13 protein-coding genes are annotated in these 19,852 nt (G+C 69.6%); 7 read left to right on the plus strand and 6 right to left on the minus strand.

Features of this window, described 5'->3' with window-relative positions; translation table 11 throughout:
• Positions 1-292: 292 nt before the first annotated feature.
• The 3 genes from HUW62_RS14835 to HUW62_RS14845 form a co-directional block, all read right to left on the minus strand.
• Positions 293-1,660 (minus strand): tail fiber domain-containing protein, encoded by a 1,368-nt coding sequence (locus HUW62_RS14835; RefSeq protein ID WP_176434822.1) that lies wholly within the window; start codon positions 1,658-1,660, stop codon positions 293-295.
• A gap of 108 nt (positions 1,661-1,768) precedes the next feature.
• Positions 1,769-2,527: a hypothetical protein gene (locus tag HUW62_RS14840; protein WP_176434823.1), complete on the minus strand. Its 759-nt coding sequence runs from the start codon at positions 2,525-2,527 to the stop codon at positions 1,769-1,771.
• Between the two features lie 10 nt (positions 2,528-2,537).
• Positions 2,538-4,325: a HEAT repeat domain-containing protein gene (locus HUW62_RS14845; protein WP_176434824.1), complete on the minus strand. Its 1,788-nt coding sequence runs from the start codon at positions 4,323-4,325 to the stop codon at positions 2,538-2,540.
• 345 nt (positions 4,326-4,670) lie between these two features.
• Between HUW62_RS14845 and HUW62_RS14850 the strand changes: the two genes are divergently transcribed.
• The 5 genes from HUW62_RS14850 to HUW62_RS14870 all read left to right on the plus strand — a co-directional run bounded on the left by HUW62_RS14850 (position 4,671) and on the right by HUW62_RS14870 (position 12,188).
• Entirely contained in the window at positions 4,671-5,906 is a 1,236-nt protein-coding gene (locus HUW62_RS14850; protein ID WP_176434825.1) for a GAF domain-containing sensor histidine kinase, read from the plus strand.
• A 63-nt stretch (positions 5,907-5,969) separates the two neighbouring features.
• Entirely contained in the window at positions 5,970-7,346 is a 1,377-nt protein-coding gene (locus HUW62_RS14855; protein WP_176434826.1) for a hypothetical protein, read from the plus strand.
• 75 nt (positions 7,347-7,421) lie between these two features.
• Positions 7,422-8,258 carry a DUF2807 domain-containing protein gene (locus HUW62_RS14860; protein WP_176434827.1) on the plus strand — a complete coding sequence of 279 codons (837 nt, stop codon included), beginning with the start codon at positions 7,422-7,424 and terminating at the stop codon, positions 8,256-8,258.
• A gap of 254 nt (positions 8,259-8,512) precedes the next feature.
• Positions 8,513-10,093 (plus strand): SDR family NAD(P)-dependent oxidoreductase, encoded by a 1,581-nt coding sequence (locus tag HUW62_RS14865; protein WP_163867537.1) that lies wholly within the window; start codon positions 8,513-8,515, stop codon positions 10,091-10,093.
• 316 nt (positions 10,094-10,409) lie between these two features.
• The gene (locus tag HUW62_RS14870) at positions 10,410-12,188 is read left to right on the plus strand and encodes a DUF4215 domain-containing protein (RefSeq protein ID WP_176434828.1); all 1,779 of its coding nucleotides are present in this window, start codon (positions 10,410-10,412) and stop codon (positions 12,186-12,188) included.
• A 52-nt stretch (positions 12,189-12,240) separates the two neighbouring features.
• On the opposite strand, the gene HUW62_RS14875 is transcribed toward HUW62_RS14870, so the two are convergent.
• Genes HUW62_RS14875 through HUW62_RS14885 form a run of 3 tightly spaced genes read right to left on the minus strand, consistent with a single transcriptional unit; the run spans position 12,241 to position 16,631 of the window.
• On the minus strand, positions 12,241-12,828 hold the full coding sequence (locus tag HUW62_RS14875) for a 2OG-Fe(II) oxygenase (RefSeq protein WP_176434829.1): 588 nt from the start codon (positions 12,826-12,828) through the stop codon (positions 12,241-12,243).
• A 51-nt stretch (positions 12,829-12,879) separates the two neighbouring features.
• Entirely contained in the window at positions 12,880-14,445 is a 1,566-nt protein-coding gene (locus HUW62_RS14880; RefSeq protein WP_176434830.1) for a mucoidy inhibitor MuiA family protein, read from the minus strand.
• On the minus strand, positions 14,442-16,631 hold the full coding sequence (locus HUW62_RS14885; RefSeq protein ID WP_176434831.1) for a mucoidy inhibitor MuiA family protein: 2,190 nt from the start codon (positions 16,629-16,631) through the stop codon (positions 14,442-14,444). Before HUW62_RS14885 ends, HUW62_RS14880 begins: the two co-directional genes overlap by 4 nt.
• 168 nt (positions 16,632-16,799) lie before the next feature.
• Between HUW62_RS14885 and HUW62_RS14890 the strand changes: the two genes are divergently transcribed.
• Together HUW62_RS14890 and HUW62_RS14895 are read left to right on the plus strand one after the other, a co-directional pair.
• A complete protein-coding gene (locus HUW62_RS14890) occupies positions 16,800-17,627 on the plus strand; it encodes a polyphosphate kinase 2 family protein (protein ID WP_163867532.1) in 828 nt (275 codons plus the stop codon).
• A gap of 304 nt (positions 17,628-17,931) precedes the next feature.
• Positions 17,932-19,749, plus strand: coding sequence for an EGF domain-containing protein (locus tag HUW62_RS14895; protein ID WP_176434832.1), 1,818 nt, complete (start codon positions 17,932-17,934; stop codon positions 19,747-19,749).
• The last annotated feature ends 103 nt before the right edge of the window (positions 19,750-19,852 follow it).

The following is a 19,852-nucleotide window of genomic DNA, read 5'->3' on the forward strand; positions in this document are numbered from 1 at the left end:
CACCAGGTCTTCCCGCGCCCGCCCCCTTCTCACCCGAGGCCGCATCCAGAAGGGCTCCGGCGCGACGCCAATCACGAGGAGACCTGTCATCCAGTACACATCGGATGAACCATGTGCGACAGCCCGCACCCATGTATTGGATTGAAAGCAAGCCGTTCTACGTATGTTCCACTACTTGGGGATGATGGATGTGACACAGCCGTGCTCACGGGAGGGGCCCGGCCTCCCGGAGGGCCCCCGTGTCGTGCCCTGTGTCCGTGGCGACGCGGACCGGGTGCTCACGCAAGAGCGTTCAACGCGTGCGGGGCATGGCTGACTTCAGCTCGGCCACGCTGCGCTTCAGCTCGGCCAGCTCCGCCTTCAGCGCGTCGACCTCCGCGTCACGGACGTGAAGCTCGCGCGTGCGGCGCTCCAGCGCCTGGATGGCGGCCATGTTCACCCCATCGATGTCGAGCATGCCGATGCTGGTGTCATCCGTCCCCAGGCCGAAGGCCGCCCGGAAGTCCTGGGCCACCGGCCCCAGGTGACGCACGCCCGAGGCCTCTTCCTTGTAGCGCCAGGTCTCCACGGGGAGCCGCGCCACCTTCGCCAGGAGCTGCTCGCCGTCGACGTGGCGGAAGTCCTCCTTCTGGTGACGGTCCGACGTGCAGCTGAACACACCGGAGCCCGCGGGCAGGTTGCAGCCCGTGGTCATCGCGGCATTCGTCCGCAGGAAGACGCCGCCCGCGGCGCGCACCATGAACTGGTTGTCCAGGGTGTTGCTGGCAACGGTGGTGGTCGACTCGTCTCCCCAGATGAACGAGCCCGTGCGGCCTCCCGACGTCACCCGGTACCCCAGGGCCGTGCTGTAGTCCGCGTTGGCCGAGACGCGGTATCCCACCGCGATGGAGCCCTGTCCCGTGGCGCTGTTGGTGTAGCCCATGGCCACGGAGCCGAAGCCGCTCGCGATGGTGCTGGCGCCACTCGCGAAGCTCGCGGTGCCAGACGCCTGGTTCTGCGAGCCGAAGCACACCGCCACCGTGCCGCTCGACAGACACTGGTCGCCGAAGGCGAAGCCCCCGTACGCGCTCGCCCGGGACTTCGTCCCACCTGCCCAGGAATACATCCCCAGGTTGGCGTCATTCCATTCGTCGTCCGCATAGCCCGCGCGAAACGCGGCACGCGAGGGAGCCCACATCAGCCGGTACCCCTTGCCGCTCATCGGGACCGCGCCGACGCCCAGCTCGCCACGCGCCAGCAGTCCGCCCGCCGAGTCCACGGTGAAGAGGGGAAACGCGTCCCACATGAGCGTGTCAGCGACGGTGTTCGTCACGCGCAGGAGTGGCGCGGGAGTGGTGACCGCCGCCGCCCCGTCAACGAACATGCCGGACTTCGCGGTGGCCGCGCCCGACAGGGACAGCGACGCGTCCTGGGGCTGCGTCCCATTCTGGATGTAGCTCCCATTGCCGGGCAGGGGTGCACGCGCATCCGTGAGCCGGGGGTCATTGCCCTCCGCCACCGTCCCAGGCCCCGAGCCGTACGCGACGCTGACGACGTTGTCATCAACCAGCCGGAGTCCCGAGCCCACCTCCCAGTTCTTGGCGGGGGGCGTGTCGGAGCCACAACCCACCGAGCCCAAGGCGATACATCCCAATGCGACGAACAGTGTCCCGGTCCTCATGCGTCTCCCGTTCCCGATGGCCTGCGCCGGGTGAACGCACTCAACCTCAAGCCTTCGCGGGTGGGGGGCATTTCCCACCCCGGGTCAACATGACACGCACCGCGCGATTCAGCGCGCGGGTGGGACGCAGCGGTTCAAGTCATACGGCCGGCTCCGCGCGCACCAGTCGGGCCGTCCCGAGGGCGCCCAGGAGAGGACGAGGTCCGGTGCGCCGCCACCCTCGATGGAGCCGGGCCAGGTCTCCACGAGTTGGAGTCCGTCCTTCTGGCTCCAGCGGTACAGCTCCGGCGGCCCGTCCCGCTTTTCGGCCTCCAGGGCGAACGCCATCGTATGTCCGGGCCCGCACAGGACGCGGGGCGCGGCGCGCAGTCCCTTGTAGACGACGACACGGCGGACCTCCGTGTCACTCTCGAACCACACCAACTCCAGGGTGGTGCCCTTGTAGCCCTCCCCCTCGAAGTGCGCCAAGGGCGAGATGACAATCAGCTCCGAGTCATCGCACCACTCCCTGTCCTGCGCGAACACGGGGAAGCGGCTGAGAATCGCTCCGGACCGGGTGTCGACAAGGATGTCGGTGCCGTCTCGCATGCCCACGAACGCCCGCTTTCCGGTGGGGCTGGGGGAGGCGTTGCCCACCTCCGGGATGCGCACCGAGCCGACCGTCAGGACGGAGTCCGTCCGACAGGAGCCGCTCTCCCAGTCGAGCACCTCGCAGGTCCGCACGTGGGTGATGACCGCGGAGCCCACCGTCTCACTGCGCACGGACTCGGTCCGTCTGCACCTGCATCCCGCGGCCATCAAGACGACGAGCAGGAAAGCCGCATGGCGCATGGCGCCGCTGGGACGACGAGACGAGGTGCGGGACATGGAGGAGACTCTAGCGCACGTCGAAGCAATAGAAGACCCGAGGGTGTCCAGAGCCCGTGAGCACGTCGGTGTGCAGCTCCAGCCGGTAGCAGGGTTGCTCTCCCTGCTCCGAAGTGGGCCAGGTCGTGCGCTCCACATGGAACGCGGTCAACAACTGCGGCGTGCCCGGCCGTCGCAACCGGAGGTGGCCGACATCGACGGAGTAGTCATGGACCTGGACCTGCTCCTCCAGGTCGATGCTCTCCAGCTCCCCTTCCCGATAGAACACCAGCCGGTCCGAGACGGGATACCAGTCGGGGTCCCTCACCCACGTGGCGAACGCCACACCCAGTCCCGCCGGGTCGAACAGCTCGCGCTCCGGGCGCTCGTCGTCCTCCACTCCCGTCCGGTCCTGCTCCAGTCGCGAGAGCGCCAGGCGAACTTCCGCGCGCACGTCGCGCCGCGGCTCCGTGGCCTCCAGCGCGAGCAGGTCGGAACGCGCCTCCGACACCAGTCGTCGGCCCAGCGCGCGCACCGCCTTCAACCGCACCTCGGGCTCGGGGTCCGAGAGCGCCTTCACCAGCGCCGCGTCCACCTCCACGCCGGCCCTGTCCGCGAGCACCCCCGCCGCCGCCGAGCGCACCCTCGGGTCCACGTCTCGCGTGAGCGCCACGGCCAGGTCCTCATCAGCCGCCGACGCCGCGCCGGTGAGCGCGAGCGCCGCCTGGGAGCGCACCTGCCAGTCCGGGTCGCCGCGCAGCAATCCGCGCAGCGGGGCGAGCGCCCGCGATGCGCCGACAATCCGAGGCCACGCCACCACCGCCGAGGTTCGCACGCGCGCGGACGCGTCCTGGAGCGCCGCCTGGAGGACCGGTTCCCCGTCTCGTGCGCCCAGGGCCCCGAGCGCGGTGACGAGGGAGGCGCGCTCCTCCGCGTCGGTGGCGCGCCGCGCTTCGTCGATGAGTCGCGGAATCGCCGCGCCACAGCCGAGTTCACCGATGGCGAGGATGGCCATCTTCCGGAGCTGCGGAACCGGGTCCTCCAGCAGTGGAATCAGCGCCTCGAGCCCCGCCGTGGTTCCCCGGCGAAGCAGCGCCTGGAGCGCCCGCATCCGCACGGTGGGCGAGACATCCGCGAGCAGGGCCAGGAACGGCTCCTCGAAAAGCGTGTCGCGCGGGGTGAGGGCCTCGACGGCCGCGACGCGCACCTCCTCGTCCACGTCCTGGAGCGCCGCCACGAGCGCGCGGTCCGCGGACGGACCCTCCACCGCCGCCATCGCCGCGACGGCAGCGACTCGGATGGACGGCAGCTCATCCGCGAGCCCCTGACGCGCGAGGGACAGCCACTCCGGCGTCGCCTCCTCGCTCGCGACATCGAGCAGGGTCAACCGCTCGGACTCCGACACGTGGGCATAACGCTCCCCCAGCAGCGCGCCCGCGGCGGAGGTGTCGATTCGCGCGAGGGACTCCATGGCCTGGCGCCGCACCGTGCTGTCCACATCCGCCAGGACCTGGACCAGCCGCCCCCAGGCCACCTGTCGGGGCGCGAGGGCGAGCCCCCGTGCAGCCATGGCCCGGACTTGCGCGGACCCATCCCCCAGCGCGGAGAGCATGAGGTCCTGGGCCTCGCGAGCCTCCAGTCCCCGCATCGCGAGCAACACCAGGACCCGCTCCAGCTCCTGTCCGCCCGAGAGCGCCGCCCGCGCCGCATCGACCAGGTCCGTGCGAGCCCGCAGCCGCGCGATGCTCTCGGTGAAACCACCTGTCTTGGACTCCGCGAGCTGGCGCACCAACTCCGACGTCGTCAGGGGCTCGCTCATGGCCACCCTCGGATGAGACCACCGGCGGACGCTGGCCCGCACTCTCGCCCCGGAGCTGTTCGCGCTCGTGCCACGTACTCCCCCCTGGCTCCGTGCCCTCGGAGCGAGAGTGTAACCCCTCGCTCCCTCGGCGGGACTCAGGGGTTTCCACGAGGCGGGCCGCCTCCCCCTGGCTCTGGCGCCCCGCACCCACCCAGGCACCGGGAGGGAGACAGTCCGTCGTCCTCCCTGTCAGCAAGGAGGCGAGCGCACACAGCCCCGCCCGGATGCGGGAAGGGCCTCGCGCCCGTGAGAAGGCACCCCAGTCAAAGAATGATGAGTGAGGGCACCGCTGTTCCTCTTCACATGGCCGCCGATGACAGCACCCTCGCAGGTCCGCCACCGCTCGCGTCGGCGGCCCAGCCCGTCGGCTTCACCGCGGACGTCCAGGCCATCACGCGCATCGATGCCGTGAAGACGGTGCTGCGCGTGCTGCTGCAGACCACGGGGCTGCGTCTGGCCGTGGTGGCGCGCGTCACGGCCCAGGAGTGGCGGTGTTGCGCCGTGCTGGATGAGATGAACTTCGGCCTCAATCCGGGCGACACGCTGGCCATCACCACGACCTTCTGCGACACGGTCCGCACCTCGGCGACGCCGCTGCTCGTCAATCACGCGAGCGAGGACCCCCGCTTCTCCGACCACCCCGCGCCCAAGCTCTATGGCGTGGAGAGCTACATCGCCGTGCCCCTCTACCGCAGGGACGGCTCCTTCTTCGGCGTGATGTGCGCGCTGGACGCGAACCCCGCCCTGCTCGCCGACGACAAGCTCGAGGTCTTCCGCCACCTCGGAGAGCTCATCGGCCATCAGCTCGAGAACCAGGACGAGTTGGAGCGCAGGGATGCGCAGCTCTTCAGCGCGAAGGAAGCGGCGATTCTTCGCGAACAATTGATTGGCATCGTCAGCCACGACCTCCGCAACCCACTCAACGCCATCCTCCTCTCCGCCTCCACGCTGGTGCGGCGAACGGACCTGGACGAGCGGGCGCGCAAGGCCATCCGACGCATCGTGGACTCGGCGGACCGCGCGCAGCGCCTCATCCGGGACCTGCTGGACTTCACCCAGACGCGCATGGGCCAGGTGCTGCCCGTCAATCGCCAGCCCATGGACCTGCACGAATTGACCCGGCAAGCGGTGGACGAGGTGCAGTCCGTCATGCCGGAGCGGATGGTGGAGGTCGAGACACGGGGCGATGGGAATGGCGCCTGGGACTCGGACCGCATCGCCCAGGTGATTCACAACCTGCTCTCCAACGCCGTGCAGTACAGCCCGCCCGACGCGCGCATCCAGGTGCTGTGCGAGGGAGTCTCCCAGGAGCTGGTGCTGCGAGTGAGCAACGCCGGGCCACCCATTCCCATGGACGTGATTCCCACCCTCTTCGAGCCCATGCGGCGCGGCACGGAGCACGGAGCGGAGCGGCGCAGCATCGGCCTGGGCCTCTTCATCGTGGACCAGATTGCCCGGGCCCATGGAGGCCGCGTCGAGGTGGACTCCACGCAGGCGCGCGGGACGACGTTCAGCATCCACCTTCCGCGCCGCGACTGACCGCCACGCCCGAGCCCTCGCAATCGGGAATCGCGTCCAGGCGTGTGGGCTATAAGGCGCGCCATGGAGTCAACGCCGGCCCACCTCGCGCCCTCACCCACGGACCCCTGGCGGCTGCCTGTCTTCTGTCTGGCGGCGGCCTCGGTGCTGGCCCTGACGCTCCAGCTCACCAATGGCACGCTCCGCGAGGACTCCCTTCGAGGCCTCACCCTGTGCCTGGGCTTGAGCCTCTTCGCGGTGGTCGGCCCGGGCCTGCGCCGTCCCTGGACGTGGGCGGAGCCGGTGCTCGCGCTGCTCGTGGGCGTCGCGCTGCTGTTGCAACTCCAGGCCCTGCTGTCGGACTACCCCGCGGCCTCGCTGCGGCTCAACGGCCCCTGGCCCTTCGCCCCCTTCCATGAGCGCCTGGCCACCGCGGCGCTCGTCTCGGGAGCGCTGCTGGTGGGCCCGGAGCGACTGCGCCAGGTGGGAGTGCCCGTGCTGTTGGGGGTGTACCTGCTGCTGGGAGGATGGATTCTCCGGCATGCCCCGGCGCCTCACATCGACGTCTTCGTGTTCCAGGTCCAGGGCGCGGACGAACTGCTGCGCGGCGGCAACCCGTTCGCGATGACCTTCCCCAACATCTACGGCCATTCGCTCTGGTACGGGGACGGGCTGGTGAAGGACGGGCGCCTGTTGTTCGGCTTTCCCTATCCGCCCCTGAGCCTGCTGTTCGCGACACTCGGCCGCGCGCTGGCGGGAGACCCGCGCTACGCGCAGCTCATGGCCACGGCGCTGGCGGCGGGCTTCATGGCCTATGCGCGCGGCGGACGGCTGGGCGCTGGCGCCGCGGCGCTCTACCTGCTCACCCCGCGCGGCTTCTTCGTGCTGGAGCAGTCCTGGACGGAGCCGTTCCTGGTGATGCTCCTGTCGGCGAGCATCTTCTGCGCCCTGCGATTCCCTCGCGCCCTCCCCTACGTCTTCGGGCTGATGCTCGCCGTCAAGCAGCACACCGTGTTCCTGGTGCCGCTGGCCTTCCTCCTGGTGCCCGAGCCCCGTCGACTCTGGGGCCTGCTCTGGCGCGCGGGAGCCACCGCCCTGCTCGTGAGCCTTCCGTTCGCCCTGCCAGACGTGAAGGCGTTCTTCCACAGCGTGGTGGCGCTGCACGTACACCAGCCGTTTCGCACGGAGTCGCTGAGCTACCTGGCGGCGTGGGTGGTCCGGGGCCATCCGCCCCCTCCGCTCTGGATTCCGTTCGTCGCGGTAGCCGTCGTCCTGGGCCTGAGCCTGTGGCGCGCACCCCGGTCCCCCTCGGGCTTCGCCGCCGCCGCGGCGCTCACGTACGCCACCTTCTTCGCCTTCAACAAGCAGGCGTTCTGCAATTACTACTACTTCGTCGTGGCGACGCTGTGCGTGGCGGTGGCCTCCGCGCGGCTGCCCTCATCGGAAGTCGCGGGCCGGTGACAGTTTCTCGCGGGCGCGGTGTTCCATCCGCGGCGCGTGAGCGCACGAGACTCTCAACGGAGGCAGGATATGTGGATGCGCATGGCCGCGTGTGTACTCGCGGCGGGGTGGCTTGCGGGGTGCAGTGACTTCGACGTGCACGGCAACGGTGACACCGTCACCGAGGAGCGCCAGGTGGAGGCGTTCCAGTCAGTGGTGCATGAAGGCTCGCTGAACGTCGTGGTGCGCGAAGGAGAGACGGCCAGCCTCAAGGTGACGCTGGACTCCAACCTCCAGGACAACGTGCGCGTGTTCAAGGGCCCGGATGCGTCCCTCGTCATCACCACGGACGGCAACCTCCACCCCAAGGGCACCGCGCGGGTGGAAATCACCGTGCCGCGGCTGGTGGGCGCGACGCTGGAGGGCTCGGGCTCGATGACGGTGGAGGGCTTCATCGGACAGTCCGGAGAGCACGTGCGGCTCGAGTCGACGGGCTCGGGAAGCGTGCGCTACTGCGGCGGAGCCCGCACCGTGGAGGCGAAGGTGGAGGGCTCCGGCCGGGTGGTGATGTGCATGCCGGACTCCGTGCTCGTGGAGCGGGCGGATTTCTCCCTGTCGGGCTCCGGAGAGCTGAGCTGGCTGGGCGCCGCGAGCGACGTGCACGTGACCAGCGAGGGCTCCGGTCTGGTGAGGCTGCGGGGCACCGCCTCCCGGTTGAGCGCGAGGATGGACGGCAGCGGCGACCTGGAGGCCCGCGAACTGCGCACGGTGGACCTGGACCTGGTCTCCGAGGGCTCCGGCGACGCGAGCGCCACCGTCGAGGGAGGCACGGTGAATGTCGCCCTGGACGCATCGGGCAACGTGGACCTGTGGGGCTCCGCTTCCGTGCGCTCCATCCGCGTCAATGGCAGCGGCCGGGTCAACTGGCACTGACCGCCCCGGGCGTGACGGCGGTCCACCCGTCCGGGCCGCCGCGCCTCGGGCGGCCCGCTCGCTGACCAGGCCCCTCGCCCCCCTCCGACGTCGAGGTCGCCAATGGAGGGCCGCCGGAGAGGCGGTGGAGCCCCGCGCCGCGCCCAGGATGGTGGCCCCAGGTCCCGGGGAGGCCCGCTCGCCTCCTCTCCGGGCGGGCCCTCCGCCACCGTCGGCCTTTCTTCGCGGGCGCCTCCGGGATATTCACCGCGAGAATGAAGGACGCAGAGACCTCGTCGCCCGCACTCCCCGCTGATACCGAACCCACGGAACTGCCCTCGCTCTCGGTGGAGGAGGTCCGTCGCTGCACCCAGCTCCTCGAGGCCGCGGCGCAGGACCGCATCCTGCTCACCCGGCTCCCCGAGGAGGACAAGCTCGCCCTCCTGGTCGCCGCCGGCCGCCTGGTGCACCCGGACCGTGGGGCGAAGACGCGGTTGGAGAAGGCCTTGCGGCGTGAGCGCCGGATGGAGAAGGAGACCAAGGACCGCGAGGTCCGGGCGTCCACCCGCATCCGACTGATGCGCCGGGCGCCCGTCCTCAACGTGCCCCTGCTGCCGCCCCCGCCCGAGGAGAACCCGGGACAACTGCTCGAGACGCCGCGCAAGTGCTACGTGTGCAAGGCCGAGTTCCGGCAGCTGCACTTCTTCTATGACTCCATGTGCCTGGAGTGCGCGCACTTCAACTACGCGAAGCGGACCCAGCGCGCGTCCCTGGAGGGCAAGGTCGCGCTCATCACCGGCGCGCGAGTGAAGATTGGCTTCCAGGCCTCGCTGATGCTGCTGCGCTCGGGCGCCACCGTCATCGCGACGACGCGCTTCCCCCAGGATGCGGCGCGGCGCTACGTGCTGGAGCCGGACTTCGCGAACTGGTCCCACCGGCTGCACATCCACGGGTTGGACCTGCGGCACGCGCCCAGCGTGGAGCTGTTCGCCACCTACGTGGAGCAGACGCACCAGCGGCTGGACATCCTCATCAACAACGCGGCGCAGACGGTCCGCCGTCCTCCGGGCTTCTACGCGCACCTGCTCGAGGGTGAGCAACTGCGCATGGACCAGTTGCCGGAAGCCGCTCGCCCGCTGCTCGCCGGACACCAGGCCTGCATCGCGACGGTGGCGCCCGCGCTCGGCGCCGGCACGACGGATGCGTCTTCTCTCGCGACGAACTGGCGCAGCAGCGACCCCGCGCTGGGCATCCACTCGTCCGCCGCGCTGTCGCTCCTCCCCTACGCCATGGAGCAGGAGGGCGACACGCGCGCCCTCTTCCCCCAGGGCCGGCTGGACGCGGACGAGCAGCAGGTGGACCTGCGCCACATGAACTCGTGGCGGATGAAGCTGGCGGACGTGACGACGGCGGAGATGCTGGAGGTCCACCTCATCAACGCGGTGGCGCCCTTCATCCTCTGCGGCAAGCTCAAGCCGCTGATGGCGCGCGAGCGCTCCTCGCCCGGCCACATCGTCAATGTGTCCGCCATGGAGGGCAGCTTCTCGCGCGGGACGAAGACGGACCGGCACCCGCACACCAACATGGCGAAGGCCGCGCTGAACATGATGACGCTGACGTCCGCGGCGGACTACGCCAAGGACCGCATCTACATGAACGCCGTGGACACCGGCTGGGTCACCGACGAGGACCCGGTGCAGTTCTCCGAGCGCAAGGTGCAGGACCTCGACTTCCAGCCGCCGCTGGACATCGTTGACGGCGCGGCCCGCATCGTGGACCCGGTCATCTTCGCGGAGAACACCGGCGAGTACGCCTGGGGCAACTTCTTCAAGGACTACCGCCCCACCGCGTGGTGAGCCAGTAACCGCTTCGCCCGGGAGCAGGGCCCTTACCCCGCGAGCAGGGTACGCCGAGCCCGCTCCCTGGGCCTCGCGGGAAGTACGTAGCCTCCACACCGGCATACCGCCCGCCGGGGCGACGGATTGGGGGTAACACCTGTTACCGTGCTACGCCTCCGCGGTTCCCGGCGAAGGCGCGCGCAGGTGCGACCCGCCGGACGAAGCGCGGGGTGAGCACACATTGATGTCGGCACGACGAGGCATCATCCCATCACGCCTGGCGTCCAATGGCTCTCAAGCCCGGCGTCCACCTCCACTGACGTCACAAACACCCATGCCGATGACTCGCGTGCATTCACGGCCGCTGAGCGCCCTGCTCGCCGCCCTGTTCCTCACTCTCTCCGCGTGCGGAGACGACGACCCTCCCCCCAGAGAGGACGCAGGTCCCTCCCTCCCGGATGCGTCCAATCCAGACAGCGGCACGCCCGACAGCGGTGGCGATGCGGGCACTCCGGACTCCGGAGAGGACTCGGGCACGCCCTCGGATGGAGGCCCTGGTGACGGCGGCGGCTGCCCTGGCGGCACCTTCTCCTTGGACTCCTGCCCTCCCGACGATGGAGGCCCTGGGCCCCAGCCTGAACCCGATGCGGGTCCTGTCGACGCGGGAAGCCCCGGCTGCGGCGATGGCACGCGCGAGCCTCCCGAAGCCTGTGACGACGGCAACACGACGAACAACGACGGCTGCGCTTCGAGCTGCGCCCTGGAGCCCGGATGGGTTTGCCCGGTGGACGGGCGCGCCTGTCTGGCCGCGGGGTGTGGCGACAACATCATCGCCGGCGACGAGGAGTGCGAGGACGGCAACATCGTCCGGGGGGATGGCTGCGACAACGCCTGCCGCCTGGAGCAGGGCTACAAGTGCCCTGTCATTGGCCAGCCTTGCAGCCCCACCACCTGCGGCGACCAGGTCGTCGAGGGCACCGAGCAGTGCGACGACGGCAACAACAACACGGGTGACGGGTGCTCGCCGCTGTGCGTGAGGGAGCCTCGCTGCACCGGCGGCGTCTGTGAGGCCACGTGCGGTGACGGAGTGATGCTGCCCGGCAGCACCGCCGAGGAGTGCGACGATGGAAACACGCGCGCCCATGACGGCTGCTCGCCGACGTGCAGCCTGGAGCCGGGCTTCCGCTGCCAGTCCATCGAACAGGAGCCGCCCGAGGTGGTGGAGCTCCCCATCGTCTACCGCGACTTCCGAGGCTACGACCTGCAGGCCACGGGCCCCCTGCCGCGAGGGCACATCGACTTCCAGAACAAGAACGGCCAGGAGACGGGCATCGTGAAGAACCTCCTGAATGCGGCAGGCAAGCCCGACTACGCGAAGGAGGGCGTGCCCTCCACCACGACTCACGGCGCCACGGCCTTCGCCCAGTGGTTCGTCGACACGAACCTCGTGAACAGGCCGGTGGTCGCGAAGCTGTTGCTCCACCGGCAGCCGAATGGCTCGTACCTCTACGACCAGTCGGGGTTCTTCCCGCTAGACGGCCTGGGCTGGGTGGCCGCCGGGCTCGAGCCGCTGCGCAACGACTCCGGCACGCCCGTCCGGCCGCGGAACTTCAGCTTCACCAGCGAGACGCGCTACTGGTTCGAGTACAAGGGCACCGAGGTCCTCGACTTCCGGGGCGACGACGACATCTGGGTGTTCGTCAATCGCATCCTGGCGCTCGACATGGGCGGGGTCCACACGGCCCAGGAGGGCACCGTCTCCCTGTCGAACCACGCCGCGCGGCTCGGGCTCAGTCCCGGCGGTATCTACGAGGTCGCGGTGTTCCAGGCCGAGCGCTACACCACCGGGTCCTCGTACCGGCTCACCCTCAACAACTTCGCCACCCGCCGTACCGCGTGCATCAGGCTTTGCGGCAACGGCATCCTCGACGTGGGCGAGCAGTGCGACGACGGAGTGAATAACGGCGGCTACGGCCAATGCGGACGGAGCTGCGTGCTGGGGCCTCGCTGTGGGGACGGCACTGTCCAGGTCGTGTCCAGCGAGCAATGCGATGACGGCAACGTCCAGAACGACGACGGCTGCAGCGCCACCTGCAGGGTGGAGTTCGGCTGAAGCGTGAATGCCGCCGGCTCCGGGGCCTTCGGGCTCCGGAGCCGGGCGTGCCTCACGCGCGGATGCGCCGGTACATCAGGTCCGTGCGCAGCACGTACTTCAGGCCCGCCGTGACTTCCGCCCCCTCGTGGTACAGGTGGTGGTTGAAGAGCAGCGCGGCGCCCGTGCGCGGCGTCACGGAGCGCCCGAGGTAGAGGAAGTTCGTCGCGCCTCCATGCGCGCCGTCGTTCAGGTAGACCATGAAGGTGAGCAGGCTTCGCTCATCGCGATGCCGCACGAAGGCCCCGTCGAAATGCGGGGCGAAGTACTGCCCCGCCTCGTAGCGGTAGCAGCGCAGCCGCTCGTTCGTCCCACACAGCTCCCACTCGTGCTCCAGGCGCGGTGGGACGTGGGGTTTGATTCGCTGGAACAACAGGTCCGCCAGCTCATGGTCGTCGAACATCACCCGGGTGTTGTTCCGGATGTCGGGCCGCATCACGAAGCCAGCGGCCGTGGTGATGGGCGCCGCCGTCGGCCCGGCCCCCTCGATTCGTGCCACCAGCGCCCCGCACTCGTCGCCGTTGAGCAGGTCATCGACGGTGATGACCAGCGGGTTGCGCTCGTCCAGCTCTTCATCAGGGTCCGGAAGCAGGGGCGTCATGGGCGTGGATGTGATTCCAGGCGCCGTGAAATGTAAACGGGTCCTCGCCTCCTACATCCTGCCGGTGTCGTAGCTGGACGGCGCATCCACGTGGAAGGCGAGGTCCACGGTGCGCGCCTGCCCGGCCTCCAGCGTCACCCGGCAGAGGGTGATGCCGTCGGCATCGGCGGGTGCGCAGTCCTTCGAGGACTCTGGCTCCACCTCCACCTTCACGTCCTCCAGCTCGGAGACGGGAAGGTGCTCGGACAGCTCCACCGTCTCCGTCCCCGTGCCCAGATTGGAAAGCAGGAAGCGGTAGGCGTAGCGGAAGCGATGCTTGCCACCGAAGAGGCCCGCCCGTCCCACCTCCTGCATCGCGGTTCGCTTCACTCGCAGGCCTTCCGCCAGACCGAAGGTCAGGTCGAAGGGCATCCCCCCCGCGACGCCCTCCACCCTCTGGCGCCCCAGATAGCCCGTGTCACGGAAGAGGCTGACCTCGCCCGGCAACAGGGGGAAGTTCGTGGTGTTGGAGAGCCGCGCCACTCGAAACACCACCGGATGCAGCTTGGGCACCGTGCGCCAGGAGAACCTCGCCGGGAGCGAGTGACGCCCCAGCATCACCCGCACCGCGCTGCCGTCCCCCGGCACCCGCGTCGCCTCCAGCGCCTCCCACTGCACGGACACGCCTTGAGACTTCACGGTCAAACCCGACAGGGACTCCGAAGTGCTCGTCTCGCCAGCCGTCTCCACGTGCCGGACCTGCTCCTCGCGCGGCACCAGCACCTTGCGCTCCTTCGGCTGCTTCGTGGCGTGCACGAGCAAGGGTGACACCTCCGGCGGCGTGGCGTCCTGTCGCGGCAGCGCCGTGGAGAGGAAGAGCTTCGCGCCCGTCCACCCCTCCCCCGTCCACTGCCGCACCGTGGCCAGTGACGTCAGCTCCACGAGCCCCTCCGCCTCGTTCGCCCGGGCCTCGTAGCTCGGCACCCAGGACACGCCGCCCACCAGGTAGGTCAGCTCCACGCGCGTGTGCTTCCCCTGGGGGCAGGACAGGCGCACCTCCACGTGATGCTCGTCACGAGCCCCCTGTTCGCGCAGGCGAGCGAGCTCCACGTCCACCTCGGCGCGGCGCTGCTCCAGCTCGCGCCTCCGCTCCGCCAGGTCCCCTGCCTCCTTCACCGCGCGCAGCCGCACGGCCAGCGCCGCGTCGAAGGCGGCGGCCCAGGTGCTCGTGTCTGGCCTGGGCCCGGTCAGCTCACGGGTGACTCGCGCCACGGCCACGTCCGTGTAGCCCTGCGACAGTCGCGACAGCTCCCGCGCCTGGGCCTCCGCCGCGTCCAATACCGCCTGCTCGCGCCCGAGCGCGATTCCCCGCGCCTCCCATTTCTCCCGCTCGGGCGCGAGCTCCCTCTCGAGCGTCCGGCGCTCGGCGGTGAGGCCCTCCAAGGTGGCCCCCGTCGCGCGAGCACGAAAGCTCTCCCGGGATGCGGACCCGGGCGCCCGCTCGAAGACGACGGTGGTGGCTCCCTGACAGGCCACCTCCGTCGAGCGGGTCACCTGGGCACGGTCTCGATAGATGACGACGGAGGACACCTGGGACACGGAAGCGAGCGCCAGGAACGCCCAGGGAAGCAAGGTCATCGGTGGCTCCGGTGGGACTGCGTCAGGCGCCAGTGCTGCGGACGGCGCAGGGAGTATTCGAAGGTGACGGTCTTCTTGCCGCCGGGCGGGACGACGACTCGCCAGCGCAGCTCTCCCGTCTTCGACTGCGGCTGTGCCACGGGGTCGGTGCGAACCAGCTTCACCTCCAGCTCGCTGCTCCCGCTCACCGACAGCTGGTCCACCACCTGCGTCTGGAGAGGGAATGGATAGGGATTGGGAATCTCCAGGGTGACTTCATAGGTGTTGATTTCATCCTTGGAGATGAAGCCCTCCTTCGACTGCACCAGCCGGACGTTGCGCGCGGTCCGCACCGCCGGGTCCACCCCGAGCGGCAGCGTGAAGGGCTCACCCGGGACAATCACCCTCAGCATCGCGGTGCCCACCGAATCGTTCCCCACGAAGAGGTTCGCCGCGCCTCCGGGCAGCGCGCTGGACGACGGGCTCGTGAGCTGAGCCACCAGGAACGCCTCCGACGCGAGCGCCGGGTAGACATGGCGCTCCACCTGGACCGGCCACGACTCGATGAGCAGGGGAATGCTCCGCTCGCCCCGCGCGCTGGGCACCGACTCCAGGCGCGGCGCGGTGAAGGCCAGGTCATGGCCTCCGGCGAGCGACGCAGGCAGGTCCGCGGACAGGGTCGGCGGCACATAGCCCTGGGGCGGAGCGAGCCCCACGTAACTGTCGACGACGGGCTCTTCCACATAGGGCCGGCTGAAGGTCGGCGGGCCGTTGAGCGAAATTCCCATGCCCGTGGAGGAACTCCCCACGTCGACCTCGGACGGCGCACCGACGATTTCGACCACCTCTCCCAGCGACTCGGGCAGCAGCTCCACCGCGACGCGGAGGGCTCTTCCGGGCCCGAGCCGGATATCGCCGCGGGCGTAGGGCTTGAACATCTCCTTTTCGAACCGCAACGTGTAGGTGCCGGGTGGCAGCCGCGTGAAGCGGTAGTCACCCCGAGCGTCCGTGACGGCGACGCTCTCTTCCCCCAGCACCGGTGAGGTCGCCGTGACGACGACGTCTGGAACGACCATTCGAGACTGGGCGTCGATGACGGTGCCATGGAGGGTGCCCGAACCGAACAGACGCGCACCTCCACCCGTCCTCGACTCCGCCTCTGAAGGCGGCGGCGAAGGAGCGGGCACCGGGGAGGTCTGTGCGACGACGGCCGGATTCGGGCTCGACGACGCGGCCGGCACACCCACCTTCGCCTGGAGTTGTCGACGCAGCGCCTGCTCCACATCCCGGGCGGCGTGCTCGGACGGCAGCGGAGGCGGCGGGCTGGGGGACTCGTCGTTCCTCACCGGCGTCGGGATGAAGCGCTCGACCTCGCCCAGCTTCCACGTGCTCAGCTTCGGCAGCGCGGTGGCGTGGGAAGGAAGGGCGGTGCTGAGCGTCAGCCGGGCGTGGGACCAGTCCTCCCCTGTCTCCTGGCTGACCCGGCCGGAGAGCGCCACCTGGACGCGTTGCTGTTCGGGCTGCAGTTGCAACTCGTAGCGCGGATACCAGCGCACGGCCTGGGTGACGAGATAGGAGACACGCACCCGGACGGGCCCGGAGCCCGTGAGCAGGACGCCCACGGCGACGCCAGCACCCGGGGCCGGCGCGGCGAGCCGCTCCGCCTCGCCGAGCCGCTGCCGACGCTCCTCCCTCAGCACCCGGGCGCGCGCCTCCAGCTCCCGCATGCGCCCCTCCAGCTTCGCGGCCATGTCGATGAGAAACGACGTGGCGGTGGCCCAGCTCGCCGGGGACACGGGCCGGCCCCCGGCACCCTCCTCGTCCTGCGCCGTCGGCTGGATGCGGCGAAGCGCGGTGATTTGGAGCACGTGGGCGGCGCGCTCGGCCTCCGTCCGCGAGATGTCATCATCCAGCCGGTCCAGGGCCGCGAGCAGCTTTCGCGCCTCCCGCGCGGGAAAAGTCAGCGTCTCGGTCGGCTTCACCTCCACGGAGGCAATCCGGGCGCCCTCTGCCTCCACCTGGACGGAGGCCGGGTCCACGAAGCCTGGCAGAGAGGGCAGCTCCAGCCGCCGGGTGCCGGAGACATCGATGGAGGCGGTCCGCACCACCCGGGCCCTGTCGCTGTAGACGGTGACCCCGGTGATGGGCGCCTCGACGGAGGCATGCAGGAGGTGGCTCGCGGCCCATCCGAGTCCAAGAAGGAGCATGGGAGCCAAGGTACCCAGCCCACTGTGCTCACATCTTCACGGAGTCATCACGGCACGGGCATGAATGGTTCAGCCCGGGCCCGTTCCAGGGGATACCGGAGAGTGGTTGGAGCGATGCCCCCAGCCTCCATCACCCAGGTCCCCTCCGGGACTGACGGAAAGGAAGCCATGCTACACATCACCAGCGCGAGTCAGGGAGCCCGGGTGCGGTTGGAGAACATCCCCACGACGCCGCCGAAGAAGGCCCTCAAGGCCGACGCGAAGACGGAGTTCGACGCGCTCGGCGAAGAGCTGTTCGACCTCCAGGACCTGCTCTGGGGCGCGCGCATGAACTCCGTGCTCATCGTCCTGCAAGGCCGCGACACGGCGGGCAAGGACGGCACCATCAAACACGTGGTGGGCAGCCTCAATCCCCGCGGTGTCAGCGTCGCCTCCTTCGCCGCGCCCAGCACGGAGGAGAGCGAGCACGACTTCCTCTGGCGCATCCACCGCCACACGCCCCGGCAGGGCGAGTTCGCCATCTTCAACCGCTCCCACTACGAGGACGTGCTCGCCGTGCGCGTCCATGACCTGGCGCCCCGCTCGCTCTGGAAGGAGCGCTACGGGCACATCCGCGACTTCGAGGAGATGCTCTCCGAGCACGGCACCATCGTCCTGAAGTTCTTCCTCCACATCAGCCAGAAGGAACAGGAGCAGCGCCTGCTGGCCCGGGAGGAGGAGCCGCGCAAGGCCTGGAAGATCAGCGCCGGAGACTGGGAGGACCGACGCCACTGGGCGGACTACACCCGCGCCTACCATGACGTCTTCGCGCGCACGTCGACGAAGACCGCGCCGTGGACCATCGTCCCCTCGGATGCGAAGTGGTACCGCAACCTCGTCGTCGCGCGCGCGGTCGCCACCGCCCTGCGGCCCTACCGCAAGCGCTGGCAGGAGCGGCTGGACGAGGTGGGCGCGACGAAGAAGGTGGAGCTGCGCGCCTGGCGCAAGAAGCAGTAGCGCGACGTCGCCCGCAACGCGGCCCGCAGCCCCGACACCCGGGCGTGCCTCCAGGGGCGCCCCGGTGTCACGTGCGACGCGCTCACTCGATACCCAACTCCTTTCCTGTCGATTGGCGCACGTCCCCTCCCGCCCTGAAACACGACGCGGGAGCGGAACAAGTACTCCGTGCATTCCATGGATTCCGACAGCTCTCCGACAGGCCAAACCGGCCTCGGGGGCTGTCGGCCTGTTGCATGGAATGGAGCGAAACATGGAGTTCAATCGAAGGGCCGCGCCGTGGCGCGTCTTGAGCGCTGTCTGTTTGGCTACCGTCCTGGGTGCCTGTGGAATCAATTCCGAGACACCCGCCCCCACCGAAGAGGAAGTGACGGAGAAGCTGGAGAAGGACCCGGCGGACGAGGTCTCCGAGTTCGCGGTGGACCCCTACGCGGACGCGGTGGCACCGGGCGGTGTCATCGCGGTCCTCAACCCGAACAATGCCGTGGGCGCGCCGGATGGTCAGGTCGCCAGCTTCATCGCGGCGCTGGGCGGCTCGCTGAACCTGGACATGGGTGAAGGAGAGGAAGGCAGCGGCCCGCTGCGCATCTACTACCGCGGACTGACGATTGCGGTGGTGGCGCAGGTGGAGTTCCTGCGCGCCGACATGTCGCTCATCACCACGGGGCAGGTGCGGCTGGTGGAGCTGGGGCTCGGCACCTATACGGCCCTGGTCCCCTACACGAATGCCACGCCGTATCGCTACGTGAAGCTGCGGGGCGGGCTGGCCGCCATCTACCAGGTGGACGCGGTGGAGGCGACGGGGCCCCTCTGCGGCGACGGCAGGGTGACGACGGGCGAGGGATGTGACGACGGCGGCCGCGCGGGGGGCGACGGCTGTAGCGCCACCTGTCAGGTGGAGCCGGGCTACGCCTGCCAAGGCCAGCCCAGCGTCTGCACCGACGTCAACGAGTGCACCAACGGCACCTCGCAGTGCTCCCCCAACGCCACCTGCACCAACACGCCGGGCAGCTACACCTGTGTCTGCAAGGCGGGCTACTCGGGCAACGGCAGGACATGCAACGACGTCAACGAGTGCACCAACGGCACCTCGCAGTGCTCCCCCAACGCCAACTGCAGCAACACGCAGGGCAGCTACAACTGCTCCTGCAAGACGGGTTACTCGGGCAACGGCAGGACATGCACGGACGTCAACGAGTGCACCAACGGCACCTCGCAATGCTCCACCAACGCCACCTGCTCCAACACGCAGGGCAGCTACACCTGTGCGTGCAAGGCGGGTTACTCGGGCGATGGCAGGACGTGCACGGACGTCAACGAGTGCACCAACGGCACGTCACAGTGCTCCGTCAATGCCACCTGCAGCAACACGCAGGGCAGCTACACCTGTGCCTGCAAGGGCGGCTACACGGGCAATGGCCGGACGTGCGACGACATCAACGAGTGCACCAACGGCACCGCGCAGTGCTCCGTCAACGCCACTTGCACCAACACCCGGGGCAGCTTCACCTGCACGTGCAAGGCGGGTTACTCGGGCAATGGCAAGACGTGCAATGACATCAACGAGTGCACCAACGGGACGAACACCTGCACCCCTGGCCAGCGGTGCGTGAACCAGCCCGGCGGCTTCGACTGCGTGCCCGGGAGCTGCCCGCCGCCGCAGGTCAAATGCGGGGGGCTGTGCGTGGATGCGAACACGGACGAGTCCAACTGCGGCTGCTGCGGCAACACCTGCGCCAGCGGGAAGACCTGCACGTCGGGCGCCTGCGGAGGCAGCATCGCGCCGTTCCAGCTCACCGCCACCTGGGAGCAGGAGCAGGACACCCAGCTCATCATCCGGACGCCCTCCGGCGAGTTCGTCAGCTACGAGGCCGGCCTCACCGGCGCGCGGGCGGCGGGCGGCGAGGACGCGGCACCCCAGCGTGGCACCTATGACGTCTGCCTGAGGACCACGAGCTTCGAGACGAAGCACGGCGACGACAGCCCGGTGCCCTACACCCTCACGGTGAAGCGGCCGGGCCAGCCGAGCCGCGTCCTGCGCGGCACCATCGTCGCTGCCGACGCGGAGGCCGCGTGCCACCCGGGCCACCCGTCCTTCATCGAGTCCATCTCCTACCCTTGATGGCCTGAGTCGCTGATGGCCTGAGTCGCTGAAAACCGGGCGCGCGGGGAGCCATCTCCCCGCGCGTCACGGGCGCCACGCGAATGACAGCCGCCTCGCAGGC

Origin of the sequence: Myxococcus sp. AM011, from assembly GCF_013372595.1 — a bacterium.
In the GTDB taxonomy this organism is placed as follows: domain Bacteria; phylum Myxococcota; class Myxococcia; order Myxococcales; family Myxococcaceae; genus Myxococcus; species Myxococcus eversor.

Bases quoted from the DNA above. Each gene is read 5' to 3' on its own strand.
- HUW62_RS14835 (WP_176434822.1), bottom strand. From the start codon at position 1,660: ATGAGGACCGGGACACTGTTCGTCGCATTGGGATGTATCGCCTTGGGC.
- HUW62_RS14840 (WP_176434823.1), bottom strand. From the start codon at position 2,527: ATGTCCCGCACCTCGTCTCGTCGTCCCAGCGGCGCCATGCGCCATGCG.
- HUW62_RS14845 (WP_176434824.1), bottom strand. From the start codon at position 4,325: ATGAGCGAGCCCCTGACGACGTCGGAGTTGGTGCGCCAGCTCGCGGAG.
- HUW62_RS14850 (WP_176434825.1), top strand. From the start codon at position 4,671: ATGGCCGCCGATGACAGCACCCTCGCAGGTCCGCCACCGCTCGCGTCG.
- HUW62_RS14855 (WP_176434826.1), top strand. From the start codon at position 5,970: ATGGAGTCAACGCCGGCCCACCTCGCGCCCTCACCCACGGACCCCTGG.
- HUW62_RS14860 (WP_176434827.1), top strand. From the start codon at position 7,422: ATGCGCATGGCCGCGTGTGTACTCGCGGCGGGGTGGCTTGCGGGGTGC.
- HUW62_RS14865 (WP_163867537.1), top strand. From the start codon at position 8,513: ATGAAGGACGCAGAGACCTCGTCGCCCGCACTCCCCGCTGATACCGAA.
- HUW62_RS14870 (WP_176434828.1), top strand. From the start codon at position 10,410: ATGCCGATGACTCGCGTGCATTCACGGCCGCTGAGCGCCCTGCTCGCC.
- HUW62_RS14875 (WP_176434829.1), bottom strand. From the start codon at position 12,828: ATGACGCCCCTGCTTCCGGACCCTGATGAAGAGCTGGACGAGCGCAAC.
- HUW62_RS14880 (WP_176434830.1), bottom strand. From the start codon at position 14,445: ATGACCTTGCTTCCCTGGGCGTTCCTGGCGCTCGCTTCCGTGTCCCAG.
- HUW62_RS14885 (WP_176434831.1), bottom strand. From the start codon at position 16,631: ATGCTCCTTCTTGGACTCGGATGGGCCGCGAGCCACCTCCTGCATGCC.
- HUW62_RS14890 (WP_163867532.1), top strand. From the start codon at position 16,800: ATGCTACACATCACCAGCGCGAGTCAGGGAGCCCGGGTGCGGTTGGAG.